This is a genomic window from Streptomyces sp. NPDC086519 (assembly GCF_040686075.1).
Classification (GTDB): Bacteria; Actinomycetota; Actinomycetes; order Streptomycetales; family Streptomycetaceae; genus Streptomyces; species Streptomyces shenzhenensis.
Genome location: NZ_JBFBJL010000018.1, coordinates 142,199 through 159,138, shown reverse-complemented (window position 1 = coordinate 159,138; position 16,940 = coordinate 142,199). Strand labels below are relative to the sequence as shown.

The 16,940-nt window shown below is 70.6% G+C and carries 19 protein-coding genes; 8 read left to right on the top strand and 11 right to left on the bottom strand.

Features of this window, described 5'->3' with window-relative positions; all coding sequences use genetic code 11:
- Positions 1–25 precede the first annotated feature (25 nt).
- The 4 genes from AB0P24_RS19390 to AB0P24_RS19375 all read right to left on the bottom strand — a co-directional run bounded on the left by AB0P24_RS19390 (position 26) and on the right by AB0P24_RS19375 (position 2,612).
- Positions 26–544 (bottom strand): histidine phosphatase family protein, encoded by a 519-nt coding sequence (locus AB0P24_RS19390; protein WP_365795498.1) that lies wholly within the window; start codon positions 542–544, stop codon positions 26–28.
- 79 nt (positions 545–623) lie between these two features.
- Positions 624–830 carry a hypothetical protein gene (locus AB0P24_RS19385; protein WP_365795496.1) on the bottom strand — a complete coding sequence of 69 codons (207 nt, stop codon included), beginning with the start codon at positions 828–830 and terminating at the stop codon, positions 624–626.
- 177 nt (positions 831–1,007) lie between these two features.
- Positions 1,008–1,124, bottom strand: a complete 117-nt coding sequence (locus AB0P24_RS19380; protein ID WP_089107830.1) for an SGM_5486 family transporter-associated protein — start codon at positions 1,122–1,124, stop codon at positions 1,008–1,010.
- A gap of 105 nt (positions 1,125–1,229) precedes the next feature.
- On the bottom strand, positions 1,230–2,612 hold the full coding sequence (locus AB0P24_RS19375) for a CynX/NimT family MFS transporter (RefSeq protein ID WP_365795494.1): 1,383 nt from the start codon (positions 2,610–2,612) through the stop codon (positions 1,230–1,232).
- Between the two features lie 79 nt (positions 2,613–2,691).
- Here AB0P24_RS19375 and AB0P24_RS19370 point away from each other — a divergent pair, with 79 nt between their 5' ends.
- On the top strand, positions 2,692–3,384 hold the full coding sequence (locus tag AB0P24_RS19370; RefSeq protein ID WP_365795492.1) for a FadR/GntR family transcriptional regulator: 693 nt from the start codon (positions 2,692–2,694) through the stop codon (positions 3,382–3,384).
- Here the strand turns inward: AB0P24_RS19370 and AB0P24_RS19365 are convergent.
- The 3 genes from AB0P24_RS19365 to fabG form a co-directional block, all read right to left on the bottom strand.
- The gene (locus tag AB0P24_RS19365) at positions 3,362–3,712 is read right to left on the bottom strand and encodes a hypothetical protein (protein ID WP_365795490.1); all 351 of its coding nucleotides are present in this window, start codon (positions 3,710–3,712) and stop codon (positions 3,362–3,364) included. The genes AB0P24_RS19370 and AB0P24_RS19365 overlap by 23 nt on opposite strands.
- Before the next feature lie 162 nt (positions 3,713–3,874).
- Positions 3,875–4,642 (bottom strand): enoyl-ACP reductase FabI, encoded by a 768-nt coding sequence (gene fabI, locus AB0P24_RS19360; protein WP_234539578.1) that lies wholly within the window; start codon positions 4,640–4,642, stop codon positions 3,875–3,877.
- Between the two features lie 5 nt (positions 4,643–4,647).
- Entirely contained in the window at positions 4,648–5,367 is a 720-nt protein-coding gene (fabG, locus tag AB0P24_RS19355; RefSeq protein WP_365795488.1) for a 3-oxoacyl-[acyl-carrier-protein] reductase, read from the bottom strand.
- A 235-nt stretch (positions 5,368–5,602) separates the two neighbouring features.
- Between fabG and AB0P24_RS19350 the strand changes: the two genes are divergently transcribed.
- From AB0P24_RS19350 to tyrS, 3 genes are all read left to right on the top strand, one after another.
- Positions 5,603–7,126: a TldD/PmbA family protein gene (locus AB0P24_RS19350; RefSeq protein ID WP_365795486.1), complete on the top strand. Its 1,524-nt coding sequence runs from the start codon at positions 5,603–5,605 to the stop codon at positions 7,124–7,126.
- A gap of 82 nt (positions 7,127–7,208) precedes the next feature.
- Positions 7,209–8,603 (top strand): metallopeptidase TldD-related protein, encoded by a 1,395-nt coding sequence (locus AB0P24_RS19345; RefSeq protein ID WP_365795484.1) that lies wholly within the window; start codon positions 7,209–7,211, stop codon positions 8,601–8,603.
- A 79-nt stretch (positions 8,604–8,682) separates the two neighbouring features.
- Positions 8,683–9,951: a tyrosine--tRNA ligase gene (gene tyrS, locus AB0P24_RS19340; protein ID WP_365795482.1), complete on the top strand. Its 1,269-nt coding sequence runs from the start codon at positions 8,683–8,685 to the stop codon at positions 9,949–9,951.
- Between the two features lie 159 nt (positions 9,952–10,110).
- Here tyrS and AB0P24_RS19335 read toward each other — a convergent pair whose 3' ends face one another.
- On the bottom strand, positions 10,111–10,389 hold the full coding sequence (locus AB0P24_RS19335) for a GlsB/YeaQ/YmgE family stress response membrane protein (protein ID WP_365795480.1): 279 nt from the start codon (positions 10,387–10,389) through the stop codon (positions 10,111–10,113).
- Positions 10,390–10,639: 250 nt separating this feature from the next.
- Here AB0P24_RS19335 and AB0P24_RS19330 point away from each other — a divergent pair, with 250 nt between their 5' ends.
- Together AB0P24_RS19330 and AB0P24_RS19325 are read left to right on the top strand one after the other, a co-directional pair.
- A complete protein-coding gene (locus AB0P24_RS19330) occupies positions 10,640–11,041 on the top strand; it encodes a DUF3099 domain-containing protein (RefSeq protein WP_365795478.1) in 402 nt (133 codons plus the stop codon).
- Between the two features lie 243 nt (positions 11,042–11,284).
- Positions 11,285–11,536, top strand: coding sequence for a hypothetical protein (locus tag AB0P24_RS19325; protein WP_365795476.1), 252 nt, complete (start codon positions 11,285–11,287; stop codon positions 11,534–11,536).
- 6 nt (positions 11,537–11,542) lie between these two features.
- Here AB0P24_RS19325 and moaA read toward each other — a convergent pair whose 3' ends face one another.
- The 3 genes from moaA to AB0P24_RS19310 all read right to left on the bottom strand — a co-directional run bounded on the left by moaA (position 11,543) and on the right by AB0P24_RS19310 (position 14,659).
- Positions 11,543–12,532 (bottom strand): GTP 3',8-cyclase MoaA, encoded by a 990-nt coding sequence (gene moaA / locus AB0P24_RS19320; RefSeq protein WP_365795474.1) that lies wholly within the window; start codon positions 12,530–12,532, stop codon positions 11,543–11,545.
- A 154-nt stretch (positions 12,533–12,686) separates the two neighbouring features.
- The gene (locus tag AB0P24_RS19315; protein ID WP_365795472.1) at positions 12,687–14,306 is read right to left on the bottom strand and encodes a cation acetate symporter; all 1,620 of its coding nucleotides are present in this window, start codon (positions 14,304–14,306) and stop codon (positions 12,687–12,689) included.
- Positions 14,303–14,659 (bottom strand): DUF485 domain-containing protein, encoded by a 357-nt coding sequence (locus AB0P24_RS19310; protein ID WP_181805916.1) that lies wholly within the window; start codon positions 14,657–14,659, stop codon positions 14,303–14,305. The genes AB0P24_RS19315 and AB0P24_RS19310 overlap by 4 nt, the downstream gene beginning before the upstream one ends.
- Positions 14,660–15,007: 348 nt before the next feature.
- Between AB0P24_RS19310 and AB0P24_RS19305 the strand changes: the two genes are divergently transcribed.
- Complete coding sequence (locus AB0P24_RS19305) at positions 15,008–15,280, top strand: hypothetical protein (protein ID WP_365795470.1); 273 nt, start codon at positions 15,008–15,010, stop codon at positions 15,278–15,280.
- An 80-nt stretch (positions 15,281–15,360) separates the two neighbouring features.
- The gene (locus tag AB0P24_RS19300; RefSeq protein WP_365795468.1) at positions 15,361–16,902 is read left to right on the top strand and encodes a S8 family serine peptidase; all 1,542 of its coding nucleotides are present in this window, start codon (positions 15,361–15,363) and stop codon (positions 16,900–16,902) included.
- Positions 16,903–16,940 lie beyond the last annotated feature (38 nt).

Genomic DNA, 16,940 nt, shown 5'->3' with positions numbered 1-16,940 from the left:
CGTCAGTGGTGGCGCGGTGGCGTTGTCATTCCGAGGGTGCCCAGTAGTCCGCGAGCGTGGCCACGCCGGGCTCCAGGGCCTTCCAGGAGCCCTCGTGCGTCACGACGGCGAAGGCGGCGGCGGGGAAGCCCCGGCGGTTCATCCGCTCGCGGGCGTCGGTCTCGGCGGTGGCGGCGAGGATCTCGGCCAGGCCGTGCACGCCGGGGTTGTGACCGATGAGGATCACGTTCTGTACGTCGTCGGGCACCTCGTTGAGCACGGCGATCAGCTCGCCGGGCGAGGCCTCGTACACCCGCTCCTCGTAGACGGTTTTCGGCCGGTGCGCGAGCTCGTGGACGGCGAGCTTCCAGGTCTCCCGGGTGCGCACGGAAGTGGAGCACAGGGCCAGGTCGAAGGTGATGCCGCTGTCCGCGAGCTTGCGTCCGGCGACGGCGGCGTCCATTCGGCCCCGGTCAGCGAGCGGTCGCTCGTGGTCGGTCACCTGTGGCCAGTCGGCTTTCGCATGGCGGAAGAGGACAATCCTGCGGGGTTCTGCGACGCTCATGGCACCCAGCTTCGCATGAAACAGGCCATCGGGCGCAGGGAGTTGACATGCGACTTCGCCCCGCCCGGCGGTACGGCGGCTAGCGGGTGACGAGCTGCTGGACGCGCTCGAAGAGGTGGGTGACGGCGGGGTCGCCGGTGGCCGCGTGGGCGTCCGCCGGGTTCAGTATGAGGGTCAGCAGGGCGACGAAGGCAAGCGCGGGAAGGGCGAGCGCCCACCAGGGGAGCCGGATGTCGACGCTGCCCCGGGTCGCCGGGTGGTGCCGGGTGTGCGTTAGGGCCGGCATGGTCGCCTCCGCTGGTCTCCGGGGTCCGTCGGCCGCCCTCGCGGCCACACCTCGAATCTACGGAATCCGCGACAGCCGTCCCATCCGGTGATCCACCCACTTGACCCTGACCCTTACCCCCTAGGGGATGGTGGTGCTGGCCCCACCATCCCCCGCGGAGGCGGGGGCCTGCGGTGGTCAGGGTGAGGCGAGGGTCGCGATGACGGCGATGACGATGAAGATGGCGAAGAACGAGCCGAAGACGATCAGCATCTTCTTCTGACCGTTCTGGGGGTTCGGGTCGAGCACTGGCATGGGGCCAGTCTGGCACCCCCGGATGCGTACGGACCGCGCGGGGTGGCCGCGACACGGACCGCTGAGACCGGCGGGTCGGCCGGTTGGCGGTGCGGCGGTGCGGCGTCAGCCGGTCGCGGCCGCCTCGTCCTCCACCGTACGGTCGCGGCCCGCCAGGACGCCGACGGCCATCTGCGGGATCATCAGGCCGATCATGAGGGCGATCGGCAGGCCCCAGCCGCCGCTGTGCTGGTAGAGCACGCCCACCAGGAGTGGGCCGGGGATCGAGATGAGGTATCCGGCGCTCTGGGCGAAAGCGGAGAGCTGGACGACGCCCGCCGCCGTCCTGGCCCGCATCCCGACCATGGTGAGGGCGAGCGGGAAGGCGCAGTTCGAGATGCCGAGCAGCACGGCCCAGGCCCAGGCGCCGGCCGCGGGCGCGAGATACAGGCCGGCGTATCCGGCGAGACCGCAGACGCCGAGGGCGATCACGATCGGGCCCTGGCGTGGCAGCCGGGTGGCCACGCGCGGGATGACGAAGGCCAGTGGCACGCCCATCACCATGGTGACGGCGAGCAGCAGCCCGGCCGTGCTCGCGGAGACGCCCGCGTCGCGGAAGATCTGCGCCATCCAGCCCATCGTGATGTACGCGGCGGTGGCCTGGAGCCCGAAGAACACGGCGAGCGCCCAGGCGGTACGGCTGCGGGTGATCCGCAGGGCGGCCGGCTGCCGCTCCGCACGCGCGCGTGCGGAGGCCCGGGGCTCGGGGGCCGGCGCCGGTCCCCGGTCCCGTACCAGCGGAACCCACGGCAGCACCGCGGCCGCCGCGAGCCCGGCCCACACGGCCAGCCCGGTCTGCCACCGGCCGCCCAGCGCGTCGGTCACGGGCACGGTCACCGCGGCGGCCACCGAGGTGCCTGCGGCGAGGGCCATGGAGTACAGGCCGGTCATGGAGCCGACCCGGTCGGGGAACCAGCGTTTGACGATGACCGGCATCAGGACGTTGCTGACCGCGATACCCATGAGCGCGAGCGCGCTGCCGGCCAGGAACCCGGCGGTGCTCCCGGCGTACGGGCGTATCAGCAGGCCGGCCGTGACGGCGGCCATGGCGGCGCAGACGACGGCCGCCGGGCCGAAGCGGCGGGCGAGGCGGGGAGCCGTGACGCCGAAGACGGCGAAGCAGAGCGGGGGCACGGAGGTGAGCAGTCCGGCCACGCTGCCGCTCATGCCGAGGCCGTCGCGGACCTCTTCCAGGAGAGCGCCGAGGCTGGTGATGGCGGGCCGGAGGTTGACCGCGGACAGCACGATGCCGAGCACGACCAGCCGTGTCGTCCACGCGCGCGTGGCGGTCGCGGGGCCCCCGTCGGACGCCGCCGTTTCTGCTGCCGTCGTTTCTGCCGTCGTTTCTGCTGCCGATTCTGCTGCCGTCAGTGACTTCGCCCGCGGTGCCGTCCGTCCTGTCGCAGAGCTCGTGATGCGGGTTTCCTTGCCTGCCATGAGGCTCATCATAGAATCATGGGATGATTGGTTGTCCATCCCCGGGCAGGCCCGGCCGCGCCCGGCGGGCCCTCGCGTGCGAAGGTGTGCCATGCCTCTGAGTCATCCGCGCCGCTCGGCACTGTCCGAACAGGTCATCGCCGCGTTGCGGAACCAGATCACCTCGGGCGAGTGGCCGGTGGGCTCGCGCATCCCCACCGAGCCGGAGCTGGTCGAGCAGCTCGGGGTGGCCCGCAACACCGTCCGGGAGGCCGTCCGGGCGCTGGCGCACAACGGCCTGCTGGACATCCGCCAGGGCTCGGGGACGTACGTCGCGGCGACCAGTGAGCTGGCCGGCGTGATGCATCGCCGGTTCGCCGGGGCCGACCCCCGGCACATCGCCGAGCTGCGCTCGACCCTGGAGTCGTCGGCCGCCCGGCTGGCCGCGGTCCGCCGGACCGAGAAGGACCTCAGGCAGCTCGACGCCCTGCTGGCGCGCCGCGAGCAGGCCTGGCGGTCGGGGGACGCGGAGGCCTTCGTGACGGCGGACGCGACCCTGCACCTGGCCGTGGTGGCCGCCTCGCACAACGACGCGCTGACGGCGATGTACGCCGACCTGGGCGAGGTGCTGCGGGAGTGGCTGCGCGCGGATGTCGGCGCCGAGCTGACGCCGCAGTCGTACATGGACCACACCCGGCTGGTCGAGGCGATCCGCGCGGGCGACGCGGACGCGGCCGCGAAGGAGGCGGCGAGCTACCCGTTCCTGTGCCGTCCGGACCGGTTCAGCTCACCTTCTGGTGGCTGATCCACACCGCGCGGACGTCCTTCCAGCAGCGGCCGGCCAGCCGCACGGTCATCGCCGGACCGGTGTCGACCGGGGAGCCGTCGGTGTCGATGTCCCACCACTGGGCGCACTCGATGTGCAGCCGGACCCGGTCGGTGTCGACGTAGGGGTTGTGGCAGTAGGCCACCACATGGGAGCCGCGGACGGTGGTCCGGCAGGAGGCGCCGAACAGCTGCGGGGCCGGCTCGTGTCCGCTCGGCACGCGCGCGTGGGACCGCGCGTCGTACGGCAGCGACAGCACGAGAGTGAGGGCCAGGGTCACCGGGGCCAGGCTGCGGGACAGGCGCACAAGGGGACCTCCTCGGCCGGGCTGGGGAGGGACGTCGCGCGGTGAACGCTTGCTCCACGCGTATTCAGGGTGCGCCGTCGCGGCGGCGGCGGCCCGGCCGGTGGGCCGAACGGGTGAGGCCCGCACCCCGGCGGGGTGCGGGCCTCGAAGAGTCCGGGCGGCTCAGGCTCCGATGGCGTGCAGGCCGCCGTCCACGTGGATGATCTCGCCGGTGGTCTTCGGGAACCAGTCGCTCAGCAGGGCCACGATGCCCTTGCCGGCCGGCTCCGGGTCCTTGAGGTCCCACTCCAGCGGGGAGCGGTGGTCCCAGACCGCGGCCAGGTCGCTGAAGCCCGGGATGGACTTGGCGGCCATGGAGCCGATGGGGCCGGCGGAGATGAGGTTGCAGCGGATGTTCTGCTTGCCGAGGTCGCGCGCGATGTAGCGGCTGGTGGCCTCCAGGGCGGCCTTGGCCGGACCCATCCAGTCGTACTGCGGCCAGGCGTACTGGGCGTCGAAGGTGAGACCGACGACCGAGCCGCCGTTCTGCATCAGCGGCAGGCAGGCCATGGTCAGCGACTTCAGGGAGTACGCCGAGACGTGCATGGCGGTGGCCACGGACTCGAACGGCGTGTTGAGGAAGTTGCCGCCGAGGGCGTCCTGGGGGGCGAAGCCGATGGAGTGGACGACGCCGTCGAGGCTGCCGAGTTCCTCGCCGACGAGGTCGGCCAGCCGCCCGAGGTGCTCGTCGTTGGTGACGTCGAGCTCGATGACCTTGGTGGGCTTGGGCAGCTTCTTGGCGATGCGCTCGGTCAGCGTGGGCCGCGGGAACGCGGTGAGGATGATCTCGGCACCCTGCTCCTGGGCCAGCTTGGCCGCGTGGAAGGCGATGGAGGACTCCATCAGCACACCCGTGATCAGGATGCGCTTGCCCTCAAGGATTCCACTCATGGTGATCAGTGACCCATTCCCAGTCCGCCGTCAACGGGGATGACGGCTCCAGTGATGTACGAGGCGTCGTCCGAGGCGAGGAACCGCACCGTCGCGGCGACCTCCTCGGGCTGCGCGTACCGGCCGAGCGGCACCTGCGACACGATGGTGGCACGCTGCTCGTCGGTGAGCGCCCTGGTCATGTCGGTGTCGACGAAGCCGGGCGCGACGACGTTGAAGGTGATGTTGCGCGAGCCCAGCTCGCGGGCGAGGGACCGCGCGAAGCCCACCAGGGCGGCCTTGGAGGCGGCGTAGTTGGCCTGGCCGGGGCCGCCGTACAGGCCGACGACCGACGAGATGAGGACGACGCGGCCCTTCTTCGCGCGCAGCATGCCGCGGTTGGCGCGCTTGACCACCCGGAAGGTGCCGGTGAGGTTGGTGTCCAGGACCGAGGTGAAGTCCTCCTCGGACATGCGCATCAGGAGCGTGTCCTTGGTGATGCCGGCGTTGGCGATCAGGATCTCGACCGGGCCGTGTGCTTCCTCGATCTCCTTGTAGGCCTGCTCCACCTGCTCGGAGTCGGTGATGTCGCACTTGACGGCCAGGCAGCCGAGTTCCTTGAGGATGGCCGGCGGCTCACCCGAGCGGTACGTGATGGCGACCTTGTCGCCGTTGTCGGCGAATGCGCGGGCGATGGCGAGGCCGATGCCCCGGTTGCCTCCAGTGACGAGAACCGAGCGGCTCAACGGATCACCCTTTCGTTCGGTCTGGCATCCGCCCGAACAGCTGGCATGACAGGCGGCTTCATCGAAAACCTATCGGTCCCGCCATCACCACGGGCAAGCGGGCACCGACAGTGGCTGAGGAGTGTCACTGTCGGGTCCCTACAGAAAGCCCCGGCGCCGGACCGAAACATGTGGTCCACGCACCCGCGGGCGCGACATGATCAGACGGACAGGCCACGACAGCAGGGAGACCTCCGTGCCTCATTCCATCGACGAAGCCTTCACGGCGCTTCCGCTACGGGCCCTGGCCGACGCCGCGCTGGCACGCGCGCGTGCGCTGGGGGCCGAGCACGCGGACTTCAGGTTCGAGCGGGTGCGCAGCGCGTCCTGGCGGCTCCGGGACGCCAAGCCCGCCGGGTCGTCGGACACCACCGACCTCGGGTACGCGGTCCGGGTCGTGCACGGCGGCACCTGGGGCTTCGCGTCGGGGGTGGACCTGAGCCTCGACGCCGCGGCCAAGGTCGCGTCGCAGGCGGTGGCCATGGCGAAGCTCTCGGCGCAGGTCATCAAGGCGGCCGGGTCGGACGAGAGGGTGGAGCTGGCCGACGAGCCGGTGCACGCGGACAAGACGTGGATCTCGTCGTACGAGATCGATCCGTTCGCCGTGCCGGACGAGGAGAAGTCGGCGCTGCTCGCGGAGTGGAGCGCGCGGCTGCTGGCGGCGAACGGCGTCAACCACGTGGACGCCTCGCTGCTCACCGTGCACGAGAACAAGTTCTACGCCGACACGGCCGGGACCGTGACGACCCAGCAGCGGGTGCGGCTGCATCCGCAGCTGACGGCCGTGTCGGTCGACGAGTCCAGCGGCGAGTTCGACTCGATGCGGACCGTCGCGCCGCCCGTCGGCCGCGGCTGGGAGTACCTCACCGGCACCGGCTGGAACTGGGACGCCGAGCTGGAGCAGATCCCGGAGCTGCTGGCCGAGAAGATGCGGGCGCCGAGCGTGGAGGCGGGTCTGTACGACCTGGTGGTCGATCCCTCCAACCTGTGGCTGACCATCCACGAGTCCATCGGCCACGCCACCGAGCTGGACCGCGCGCTCGGCTACGAGGCCGCCTACGCCGGCACCTCCTTCGCCACCTTCGACCAGCTCGGCAAGCTGAAGTACGGCTCCGACCTGATGAACGTCACCGGCGACCGCACCGCCGAGCACGGCCTGGCGACCATCGGGTACGACGACGAGGGCGTCGCGGCCCAGTCCTGGGACCTGGTCAAGAACGGCACGCTCGTCGGCTACCAGCTGGACCGCAGGATCGCGCGGCTGACCGGCTTCGACCGCTCCAACGGGTGCGCCTACGCCGACTCCCCCGGACACGTCCCCGTGCAGCGCATGGCCAACGTGTCCCTCCAGCCGGACCCGGGCGGGCTGGCGACGGAGGACCTGATCGGCGGGGTGGACCGCGGGATCTACGTGGTCGGCGACCGCTCCTGGTCGATCGACATGCAGAGGTACAACTTCCAGTTCACCGGACAGCGGTTCTTCAAGATCGAGAACGGCCGGATCACCGGGCAGCTGCGCGATGTCGCCTACCAGGCGACGACGACCGACTTCTGGGGCTCCATGGCGGCCGTCGGCGGCCCCCAGACGTACGTCCTCGGCGGCGCCTTCAACTGCGGCAAGGCCCAGCCGGGACAGGTCGCCGCCGTCTCGCACGGCTGCCCCTCGGCCCTCTTCAAGGGCGTCAACATCCTCAACACCACGCAGGAGGCAGGCCGATGAGCGTCAGTCCAGGGCTCGGCCGGGGGTCCGGGGGTTACGCCCCGGGAAAGCACAGTCTCAACACCACGCAGGAGGCCGGTCGATGAGCGCCCGCACCAACAAGCCGCACGAGATCGTCGAGCGCGCGCTGGAACTGTCCCGGGCCGACGGCTGCGTGGTCATCGCCGACGAGCACTCCACGGCGAACCTGCGCTGGGCCGGCAACGCGCTCACCACCAACGGCGTCACGCGCGGCCGTTCGCTCACCGTCGTCGCCACCGTGGACGGCAAGGAGGGCACGGCGTCGGGCGTCGTCTCCCGGTCGGCCGTGACCCCCGACGAACTGGAGCCGCTGGTGCGGGCCGCCGAGGCCGCCGCGCGGGGCGCCGGGCCCGCCGAGGACGCCCAGCCGCTGGTCACGGGCGTACCGGAGACGCCGGACTTCACGGACGCGCCCGCCGAGACCTCCTCCGCCGTGTTCGCCGACTTCGCCCCGGCGCTCGGCGAGGCCTTCGCACGCGCGCGTGCCGGTGGCCGCGAGCTGTACGGCTTCGCCAACCACGAACTCGTGTCGACGTACATGGGCACCTCCACCGGGCTGCGGCTGCGGCACGACCAGCCCACCGGCACGCTGGAGCTGAACGCCAAGTCGCCCGACCGTACGCGCTCCGCCTGGGCCGGGCGCTCCACGCGGGACTTCAAGGACGTCGACCCCGGCGCGCTCGACGCCGAGCTCGCCGTACGGCTCGGCTGGGCCGAGCGGCGCGTGGACCTCCCGGCCGGCCGGTACGAGACGCTGCTGCCGCCGACCGCCGTCGCCGACCTGCTGATCTACCAGCTGTGGTCGGCGTCCGCGCGGGACGCGGCCGAGGGCCGGACGGTGTTCTCCAAGCCGGGCGGCGGCACCCGTGTCGGCGAAAGGCTGACCGACCTGCCGCTGACCCTGCGCAGCGACCCGAACGAGCCGGGTCTGGAGTCCGCGCCCTTCGTCGTCGCGCACTCCTCCGGCGGCGACGAGTCCGTCTTCGACAACGGGCTGCCCGTCGGCTCCACCGAGTGGGTCTCGGGCGGCGTACTGAAACACCTGACCACCACCCGCCACACCGCGGGCCTCACCGGGCTGCCGGTCGCCGCGGCGGGCGGCAACCTGATCCTCGACGGCGGCCAGGACCGCTCCCTGGACGACATGGTCGCCGCGACCGAGCGCGGGCTGCTGCTGACCTGCCTCTGGTACATCCGCGAGGTCGACCCGGCGACGCTGCTGCTCACGGGCCTGACCCGGGACGGCGTCTACCTCGTGGAGAACGGCCAGGTCACCGGGCAGGTGAACAACTTCCGGTTCAACGAGTCGCCGGTGGACCTGCTGGGGCGGGCGACCGAGGCCGGGCGCACGGAAAAGACGCTGCCGAGGGAGTGGAGCGACTGGTTCACCAGGGCTGCGATGCCCGCGCTGCGGGTGCCCGACTTCAATATGAGCTCTGTCAGTCAGGGCGTATAACCTCGTAGCCGGTGGTCGCACGACCACCCGAAGATCATCCAGAGATACACCGAAGATCGCCCAAGGAGATACGAGAACCGTGACGGACATCGTCGACGAGCTGAAGTGGCGGGGGCTGTTCGCTCTGTCCACTGACGAGGACGCATTGCGCAAGGCGCTCGCGGACGGTCCCGTCACGTTCTATTGCGGTTTCGACCCGACCGCGCCGTCCCTGCACGTCGGGCACCTGGTGCAGGTGCTCACCGTGCGCCGGCTCCAGCAGGCCGGTCACCGGCCACTGGCGCTCGTGGGCGGGGCGACGGGTCTGATCGGGGACCCGCGTCCGACCGCCGAGCGGACGCTCAACGCCCCCGAGACGGTCGCCGGCTGGGTCGGCAGACTGCGCGCCCAGATCGAGCCGTTCCTGTCCTTCGAGGGCGAGAACGCGGCCGTCATGGTCAACAACCTCGACTGGACCGAGGGCCTGTCCGCGATCGAGTTCCTGCGGGACATCGGCAAGCACTTCCGCGTCAACAAGATGCTGACCAAGGACTCCGTGGCCCGCCGCCTGGAGTCCGACCAGGGCATCAGCTACACGGAGTTCAGCTACCAGATTCTCCAGGGCATGGACTTTCTCCAGCTGTTCCGGCGGTACGGCTGCACGCTCCAGCAGGGCGGCAGCGACCAGTGGGGCAACCTCACCGCGGGTCTGGACCTGATCCACCGCCTGGAGCCGCACGCCACCGTGCACGCGCTGGCGACGCCGCTGATGACCAAGGCGGACGGCACGAAGTTCGGCAAGACCGAGGGCGGAGCCATCTGGCTCGACGCCGAGATGACGACGCCGTACGCGTTCTACCAGTTCTGGCTGAACGTGGACGACCGGGACATCTCGACGTACATGCGGATCCTGTCCTTCAAGTCCCGTGCGGAGCTTGAGGAGCTGGAGAAGCAGACCGAGGAGCGGCCGCAGGCGCGGGCCGCGCAGCGGGCGCTGGCCGAGGAGCTGACGACGCTCGTCCATGGCGCGGACCAGACCGCCGCGGTGATCGCCGCGTCCAAGGCGCTGTTCGGGCAGGGCGAGCTCGCGGAGCTGGACGACCGGACGCTGGCCGCGGCACTGTCCGAGGTGCCGCACGTCCGGGTCGCCGAGCTGGGCCCGGTGGTGGACCTGTTCGCCGAGGTAGGACTGGTGGCCAGCAAGTCCGCCGCGCGTCGGACCGTGAAGGAGGGCGGGGCCTACGTGAACAACGTGAAGGTGACCGCCGAGGACGCGGTGCCGGATCCTGCGGAGCTGTTGCACGGGCGGTGGCTGGTGCTGCGGCGGGGGAAGAAGAACCTGGCGGCTGTGGAGGTCGTCGGTTCCTGAGCGCCGTAGGGGTGCGGGGGTGCGTCGCGGAGTGCCGGTGTGTTGTGGCTGATCTGGTCGCGCCCACGCGGCGGAGCCGCACTTTGACACAGCCCCGCGCCCCTGACGGGGCGCTTCGGTTCGGGGCGCTGTGTAGTTCGGGGGCTCAAGCTCGGGGGCTCAGACGCGCTGTTTCCGCTTCCCCAGCGTCGCCATGTAAGCCATGTCGCCCAGGGCCACGATGATGATCGCCGCCACCAGTTGGAACAGGTGGCGGGTCCAGTCGATGCCCGGTGTCTCGGCCACGCCCACCGCGCGGGCGATCGCGTTGCCGGCGATGGCGCCCAGCATGCCGAAGATGGTCGTCAGCCAGAGCGGGCTGTGCTGCTTGCCCGGGATGACCGCCTTCGCGATCAGGCCCAGCACGAAACCCACGATGATCGCCCACAACCAGCCCATGGCTGCCTCCTCGTACGGCTCGACGTGAGCATTACGCCAAGTCTCGGCCCGTACGCCGTACGGCGCATGTCGGTACGGCCGTACGTGCTATGGCGCAGGGCGTTCGCGCAGGCGGGCGGGCGACCCGGTCTCGAAGGCGGCGCAGGCGCGGCGTACCGTGGAAAGCGTCCTGGCCCGGTTCCCCGAGCGGGTGCGGACCGGAACCGGGAAGGGACGCGGAGAGTCCGATGCGGGCGGATGGTGGAATGTGATGCGGAAGCAGCGCGGCGACGGCAACGTCCAGGTGTTCCGGATCACCGGAGCCCGCACCGGCCTGGCGGAGGACGTGCGCGGCCGGCAACGGCGGTACGTCATCTCGATGACCATTCGGACCATGTCGGTGATCCTCGCGGTGACGTTGTGGAACGTCGAGCGGTATGTCGCGGTCGTGGCTCTGGTGCTCGGGGCGGTGCTGCCCTACATCGCCGTCGTCATCGCCAACGCCGGTCGGGAACGGCCGCCGTCGCTTCCGTCGACCTTCGGGGTCGCGCCGACGCGGCTGGTGATCTCGCCGCCGCGGGCGGAGGCGGCGAGGGCGGAATCCGTTCCGGAGGACGTGGCGAAGGACCCGGCGGCGGGGGCGGTGAGCCGGGAGCGGCCGGAGCCGGTCTGAACGCCGGCGCCCCGGCACGGACGGGCGGCGACTGGGCGCGAAGCTCAAGAAAAGCTCAGATCGATCGTGCTGTTCCAGTGCCGGGTCGAGGGTGACCCGTGACATACTGCGTACGCGCTCCGCATCCCCCGTCGGAGCGACGGACCGACGCCGGGCAGCTCCCCCCGTGGCTGCTCGGCGTCGCCTTTTCAGGGGGACGACCGCACGGCACCACTGACCGGGGCCTCGGCTAAGGTCGGCGACGTGATCCCGAATGCCCCTGGTTCCGAAACCGGCTCCCCCGTCTGCTCCGCGAAGGGCTGCCGCGCCGACGCGGTGTGGGTGCTGGCGTGGAACAACCCGAAGATTCACACGCCGCAGCGGCGCAAGACCTGGCTCGCCTGCGAGGAGCACCGGGAGCATCTCTCGCAGTTCCTGGGGATGCGGGGATTCCTGAAGGATGTCGTGCTGCTGCGGGAGTGGGAGTCCCGCGAGTCACCTGAGCAGGCCGAGTAGGCCGGGCTAGCCTCCGATCGCGGACATCGGCCGGTCCGGCTGCACGAACGTCGGGTCATCCAGTCCCGCGCCCGCCTTCTTCCCCCACATCGCCAGCCGCCAGATGCGGGCGATCTCCTCGTCCGCCGCGCCCGAGCGGAGCGCACCGCGCAGGTCCGTCTCCTCCCGGGCGAACAGGCAGGTCCGTATCTGGCCGTCGGCCGTGAGGCGGGTGCGGTCGCAGGCCGCGCAGAACGGGCGGGTCACCGAGGCGATGACGCCGACCCGGTGCGGGCCGCCGTCGACCAGCCAGCGCTCCGCCGGCGCCGAGCCGCGGTCGTCCGTGCCCTCGGGGGTGAGGTCGAAGCGGGTGCGCAGCGAGGCGAGGATGTCCCCGGCCGTCACCATGCTGTCGCGCTTCCAGCCGTGCTGGGCGTCGAGGGGCATCTGCTCGATGAAGCGCAGCTCGTAGTCGTGGGCCACCGCCCAGGCGAGGAGGTCGGGGGCCTCGTCCTCGTTCAGGCCGGGCATCAGGACCGTGTTGACCTTGACCGGGGTGAGGCCGGCGTCGCGGGCGGCCCGGAGGCCGTCGAGGACGTCGTGGTGGCGGTCGCGGCGGGTGAGGGCCTTGAAGACGTCCGGGCGGAGGGTGTCCAGGGAGACGTTGACCCGGTCCAGGCCGGCCGTCTTGAGGGCCGTCGCGGTGCGGCGCAGGCCGATGCCGTTGGTCGTCAGGGACATCCGGGGGCGGGGAGCCAGCGCCGCCACCCGCTCCACGATGCCGACCAGGCCGGGACGCAGCAGCGGCTCACCACCGGTGAAGCGGACCTCCTCGACGCCCAGGACGCGGACGGCGATGTCGATCAGCCGGACGATCTCGTCGTCCGTGAGCAGGTCGGGCTTGGCCAGCCACTGCAGTCCTTCCTCGGGCATGCAGTACGTACAGCGCAGATTGCACCGGTCGGTCAGCGAGACTCTCAGGTCGGTCGCCACCCGGCCATAGGTGTCGATGAGCATGCGGGCCCCCTCCCTCGTTCCGGACCAGATCTTCACCGTCACCCGCGAGCCTACGTGACGGCACTGACATCGCGAGAGGCCCGATGCCACGAGGTACGACGCGGCCGCGTCGTAGGATCCTGTGATCCCGTCGACGCGGCCAGTCGTACGAAACTCAGTGCGCGCCGGTGCCGGTCAGGGACCGCACCTCCAGCTCCGCGTACTTGGCGTCGTCCGGGACCTCCTTCGACAGCAGAGTGCCCACGACGCCGAGGAGGAATCCGACCGGGATCGAGATGATGCCGGGGTTCTCCAGCGGGAACCAGTGGAAGTCGACGCTCGGGAACATCGACGTCTCCTTGCCGGACACCACCGGCGAGAACAGCACCAGGCCGACCGCGGTGACCAGGCCGCCGTAGATCGACCAGAGAGCTCCGGCGGTGGTGAACCGCTTCCAGAAGAGGCTGTAGAGGATGGTCGGCAGGTTGGCGGAGGCGGCGACCGCGAAGGCGAGGGCGACCAGGCCGGCGACGTTCAGGTCGCGGGCGAGGGCGCCGAGGACGATGGAGACGGCGCCGATGCCGACGGTGGCCCAGCGGGCCGCGTTGATCTCCTGCTTCTCGGTGGCCTGGCCCTTCCTGATGACGTTGGCGTAGATGTCGTGCGCGAAGGACGACGAGGACGCCAGGGTGAGGCCCGCGACCACCGCGAGGATCGTCGCGAAGGCCACCGCCGAGATCGTGGCCAGCAGGACCGCGCCCCAGGTGGAGTCGACACCGCCGAGGTGGAGGGCGAGGAGGGGGGCCGCGGTGTTGCCGGACTTGTTGGAGGCGATGATCTCGTCCGGTTTGATCAGCGCGGCCGCGCCGAAGCCGAGGGCGAGAGTCATCAGGTAGAAGGTGCCGATCAGGCCGATCGCCCAGAGGACCGACTTCCGGGCCGCCTTCGCGGTGGGCACGGTGTAGAAGCGGATCAGGATGTGCGGCAGGCCGGCGGTGCCGAGGACCAGGGCGATGCCGAGGGAGAGGAAGTCCAGCTTGCTGGTGCCCGTGGCGCCGTACTTCAGGCCGGGTTCCAGGAAGGCGGACCCCTTGCCGCTGTTGTCGGCGGCCTTGCCGAGCAGGTCGGAGACGTTGAAGTTGAACTTGGCCAGGACCATGAAGGTCAGCAGCAGGGCGCCCGCGATGAGCAGCACGGCCTTGACCATCTGGACCCAGGTGGTGCCCTTCATGCCGCCGATGGTGACGTAGACGATCATCAGGACGCCGACGAGGGCGACGATGCCGATCTTGCCGCCGTCGCTGGTGATGCCGAGGAGCAGGGAGACGAGGACGCCCGCTCCCGCCATCTGGGCCAGCAGGTAGAAGATCGAGACGACGATGGTGGAGGTACCGGCGGCGGTGCGCACCGGACGCTGGCGCATGCGGTAGGCCAGTACGTCGCCCATGGTGTAGCGGCCGGAGTTGCGCAGCGGCTCGGCGACCAGGAGCAGGGCGACGAGCCAGGCGACCAGGAAGCCGATGGAGTACAGGAAGCCGTCGTAGCCGAAGAGGGCGATGGCGCCGGCGATGCCGAGGAAGGACGCGGCGGACATGTAGTCGCCGGAGACGGCGAGGCCGTTCTGGAAGCCGGTGAACTGGCGGCCGCCCGCGTAGAAGTCGGCGGCGTCCTTCGTCTGGCGGCCCGCCCAGACGGTGATGACGAGGGTCACGGCGACGAACACCGCGAACAGGGTGATGATCAGCGGCCGGTGTTCGCCGGCCTCGCCGGCCGCCAGTGTGATCGCGGGGCTCATGCGCCGCCCTCCATCCGGGACTTGATGGCCTCGGCCTTGGGGTCGAGCTTGGCGGCCGCGTGCCGGGCATACCACCAGGCGATGAGGAACGTGGTGAGGAACTGGGCGAGACCGAGGACCAGGGCCACGTTGATGTTGCCGACGACCTTGGTGCCCATGAAGTCGTCCGCGTAGTTGGAGAGCAGGACGTACAGCAGGTACCAGGCGATGAAGGCGAAGGTCAGCGGGAAGGCGAAGGAGCGGTGGGAGTGCCGCAGTTCGGCGAACTCCGGACTCTGCTGCACCTCGGCGAACTCCTCGCCGGAGGGTTGCGGGGTCTGCGTGTTCGAGGGCGGTGGTGTCTCGGTGGCCACGGAGTCTCCTCGCGATACGGACATGCGGATTCTGACCTCACGGACATGCGGATCACTCACCGTTGGTGACGACACGGCTCCGGCAAGTGATTCCGGCGGGGAGCCTCGATCCTGCTGCGGCTCCCTCCTCAAGGTCACGGCGCCACGCGTGGGCAGGTTCAACGCGCCCCGCTTCTTTCGGAAGTGGTCGCGGCAAGTCCCCTTCGGTCATTGCTGGCCGGTGAGTGCGGGAGATAGCTTCGGCCCAGCACCACCCGTCATGTACCTGCCCAGGCGGCACTCGCATCCTGGGCGGTCCCGTTTTCGGTCGATGTCTTTCGGCTGATGTTCCGGATGATGTGGAGACCCATGGCTCATCTGCGTTCCAGACGCGGGCCGGCGCTCGCCGTCCCGGTCGTCGTGTCGCTGACCGCCTCGCTCGAACTCCTGTCGACGGCGGCTTCCGCCGCCCCGTCGGCCACCTGGGCGGCATCGGCGGCGGACGGGCCGAACCTGGCCCACGTCGTCGACACCAGGACGGACCCTCGCACGATCGAGCTCGCGCAGCGGACGATCGCCCGCAACGGCGGCTACGGCTTCTACGGCTCCGGTGTCGTCGACGCGCTCCGCGCGGTCAAGTGACCACCGGCCCGCAAGCAGGTAACCAAGAGCAGGACTTCCCGCACGGCACGCCCGTTCCGCGAACGAACTGGAGACCTCAGATGACCGCGCCCCAGCCGCGCCACCGTCGTGTCCTCGCCCTCCCGCTCGGCATGGCCATGGCCACGGCCCTGGCCTTCCTGCCCAACATCTCGGCGTCCGCCGCCGACAACGGCGCGTCCGTGTCCGCGGCCGCGGCCGACGCCAGTGACCCGACGTCGCTCAGCTATGTCGTCAACATCCGTCCCGGACACGGCACTTCCGAACGCGTCCAGCGGGCGATCGAGCGGGCCGGCGGTTCGGTGGTGATCGCGTACGACGAGATCGGTGTGATCGTCGCCCACTCCTCGAACCCGGACTTCGCCGTGATCATCCGAAAGGTGCCCGGCGTGGACTCGGCCGGGAACACCCGCAACGCGCCGCTGCCCGCGCAGTCGACCACCGACGTCGGCACCCCGGAGGTGCTCAGCTCCGAGCAGGTGTCGGCGGCGGACGCGCAGGCGACCGACGGGCAGGACCCGCTGGAGCCGCTGCAATGGGACCTGCCCGCCATCAAGGCGGACAAGGCGCACGAGAAGACCCTGGGCAGCCCGAAGGTCACCGTCGCCGTCATCGACACGGGCGTCGACGACACCCACCCCGACATCGCCCCGAACTTCGACGCCGCCGCGTCCACCAACTGCGTCTCGGGCAAGCCGGACACCACCTACGGCGCCTGGCGGCCCACCGCGGCGGAGAGCCCGCACGGCACGCACGTGGCGGGCGAGATCGCGGGCGCCAGGAACGGGATCGGCATCACCGGTGTGGCGCCGGGCGTCAAGGTGGCCGGCATCAAGGTCGCCACCACCGCCGGGTACTTCTACACCGAGGCCGTGGTCTGCGGCTTCGTGTGGGCGGCCGAACACCACGTCGACGTCACCAACAACAGCTATTACACCGACCCCTGGTACTTCAACTGCACCGACGACCCGAACCAGAAGGCGCTCGTCGACGCCATCACCCGGGCCTCGCAGTTCGCCGAGCGCAAGGGCACGGTCAATGTGGCCGCGGCCGGCAACGAGAGCTACGACCTGGCCTCCCACTCGATCACCGACCCGGTCTCGCCGAACGACGGCACGCCCACCGACCGGGTGATCGACCCGCACAAGTGCTTCGACATCCCGACCCAGCTGCCGGGTGTCGTCACGGTCGCGGCGACCGGCGCGAAGGGCCTCAAGTCGTCGTTCTCCAACTACGGCCTCGGGGTCATCGACATCGCCGCGCCCGGCGGCGACTCGACGGCCTACCAGGCACCGGAACCGCCCGCCACCAGCGGCCTGATCCTCGGCCCGCTGCCGGGCGGCAGGTGGGGCTACATGGCGGGTACGTCGATGGCCACCCCGCATGTCGTCGGCGTCGCCGCATTGATCAAGTCAACCCATCCGCACGCCTCCGCCGCCCGGGTGAAGGCCCTGCTGTACGCCGAGGCGACCGCCACGCCGTGCACCGACCCGTACGACATCAACGGCGACGGCAAGATCGACGCGGTGTGCGAGGGCTCCAAGAACCACAACGGCTTCTACGGCTGGGGCACGGCCGACGCGCTGGCGGCAGTGACCAGGTAGCCTCGCCTGGCCCTGCGTACATATGTTGATCCAGTCAA

What these genes read in the sequence shown, in the direction of transcription:
- AB0P24_RS19390 (WP_365795498.1), bottom strand. Translation starts at nt 544, where the DNA reads ATGAGCGTCGCAGAACCCCGCAGGATTGTCCTCTTCCGCCATGCGAAA.
- AB0P24_RS19385 (WP_365795496.1), bottom strand. Translation starts at nt 830, where the DNA reads ATGCCGGCCCTAACGCACACCCGGCACCACCCGGCGACCCGGGGCAGC.
- AB0P24_RS19380 (WP_089107830.1), bottom strand. Translation starts at nt 1,124, where the DNA reads ATGCCAGTGCTCGACCCGAACCCCCAGAACGGTCAGAAGAAGATGCTG.
- AB0P24_RS19375 (WP_365795494.1), bottom strand. Translation starts at nt 2,612, where the DNA reads ATGATGAGCCTCATGGCAGGCAAGGAAACCCGCATCACGAGCTCTGCG.
- AB0P24_RS19370 (WP_365795492.1), top strand. Translation starts at nt 2,692, where the DNA reads ATGCCTCTGAGTCATCCGCGCCGCTCGGCACTGTCCGAACAGGTCATC.
- fabI (WP_234539578.1), bottom strand. Translation starts at nt 4,642, where the DNA reads ATGAGTGGAATCCTTGAGGGCAAGCGCATCCTGATCACGGGTGTGCTG.
- AB0P24_RS19345 (WP_365795484.1), top strand. Translation starts at nt 7,209, where the DNA reads ATGAGCGCCCGCACCAACAAGCCGCACGAGATCGTCGAGCGCGCGCTG.
- AB0P24_RS19335 (WP_365795480.1), bottom strand. Translation starts at nt 10,389, where the DNA reads ATGGGCTGGTTGTGGGCGATCATCGTGGGTTTCGTGCTGGGCCTGATC.
- AB0P24_RS19330 (WP_365795478.1), top strand. Translation starts at nt 10,640, where the DNA reads ATGCGGAAGCAGCGCGGCGACGGCAACGTCCAGGTGTTCCGGATCACC.
- moaA (WP_365795474.1), bottom strand. Translation starts at nt 12,532, where the DNA reads ATGCTCATCGACACCTATGGCCGGGTGGCGACCGACCTGAGAGTCTCG.
- AB0P24_RS19315 (WP_365795472.1), bottom strand. Translation starts at nt 14,306, where the DNA reads ATGAGCCCCGCGATCACACTGGCGGCCGGCGAGGCCGGCGAACACCGG.
- AB0P24_RS19305 (WP_365795470.1), top strand. Translation starts at nt 15,008, where the DNA reads ATGGCTCATCTGCGTTCCAGACGCGGGCCGGCGCTCGCCGTCCCGGTC.
- AB0P24_RS19300 (WP_365795468.1), top strand. Translation starts at nt 15,361, where the DNA reads ATGACCGCGCCCCAGCCGCGCCACCGTCGTGTCCTCGCCCTCCCGCTC.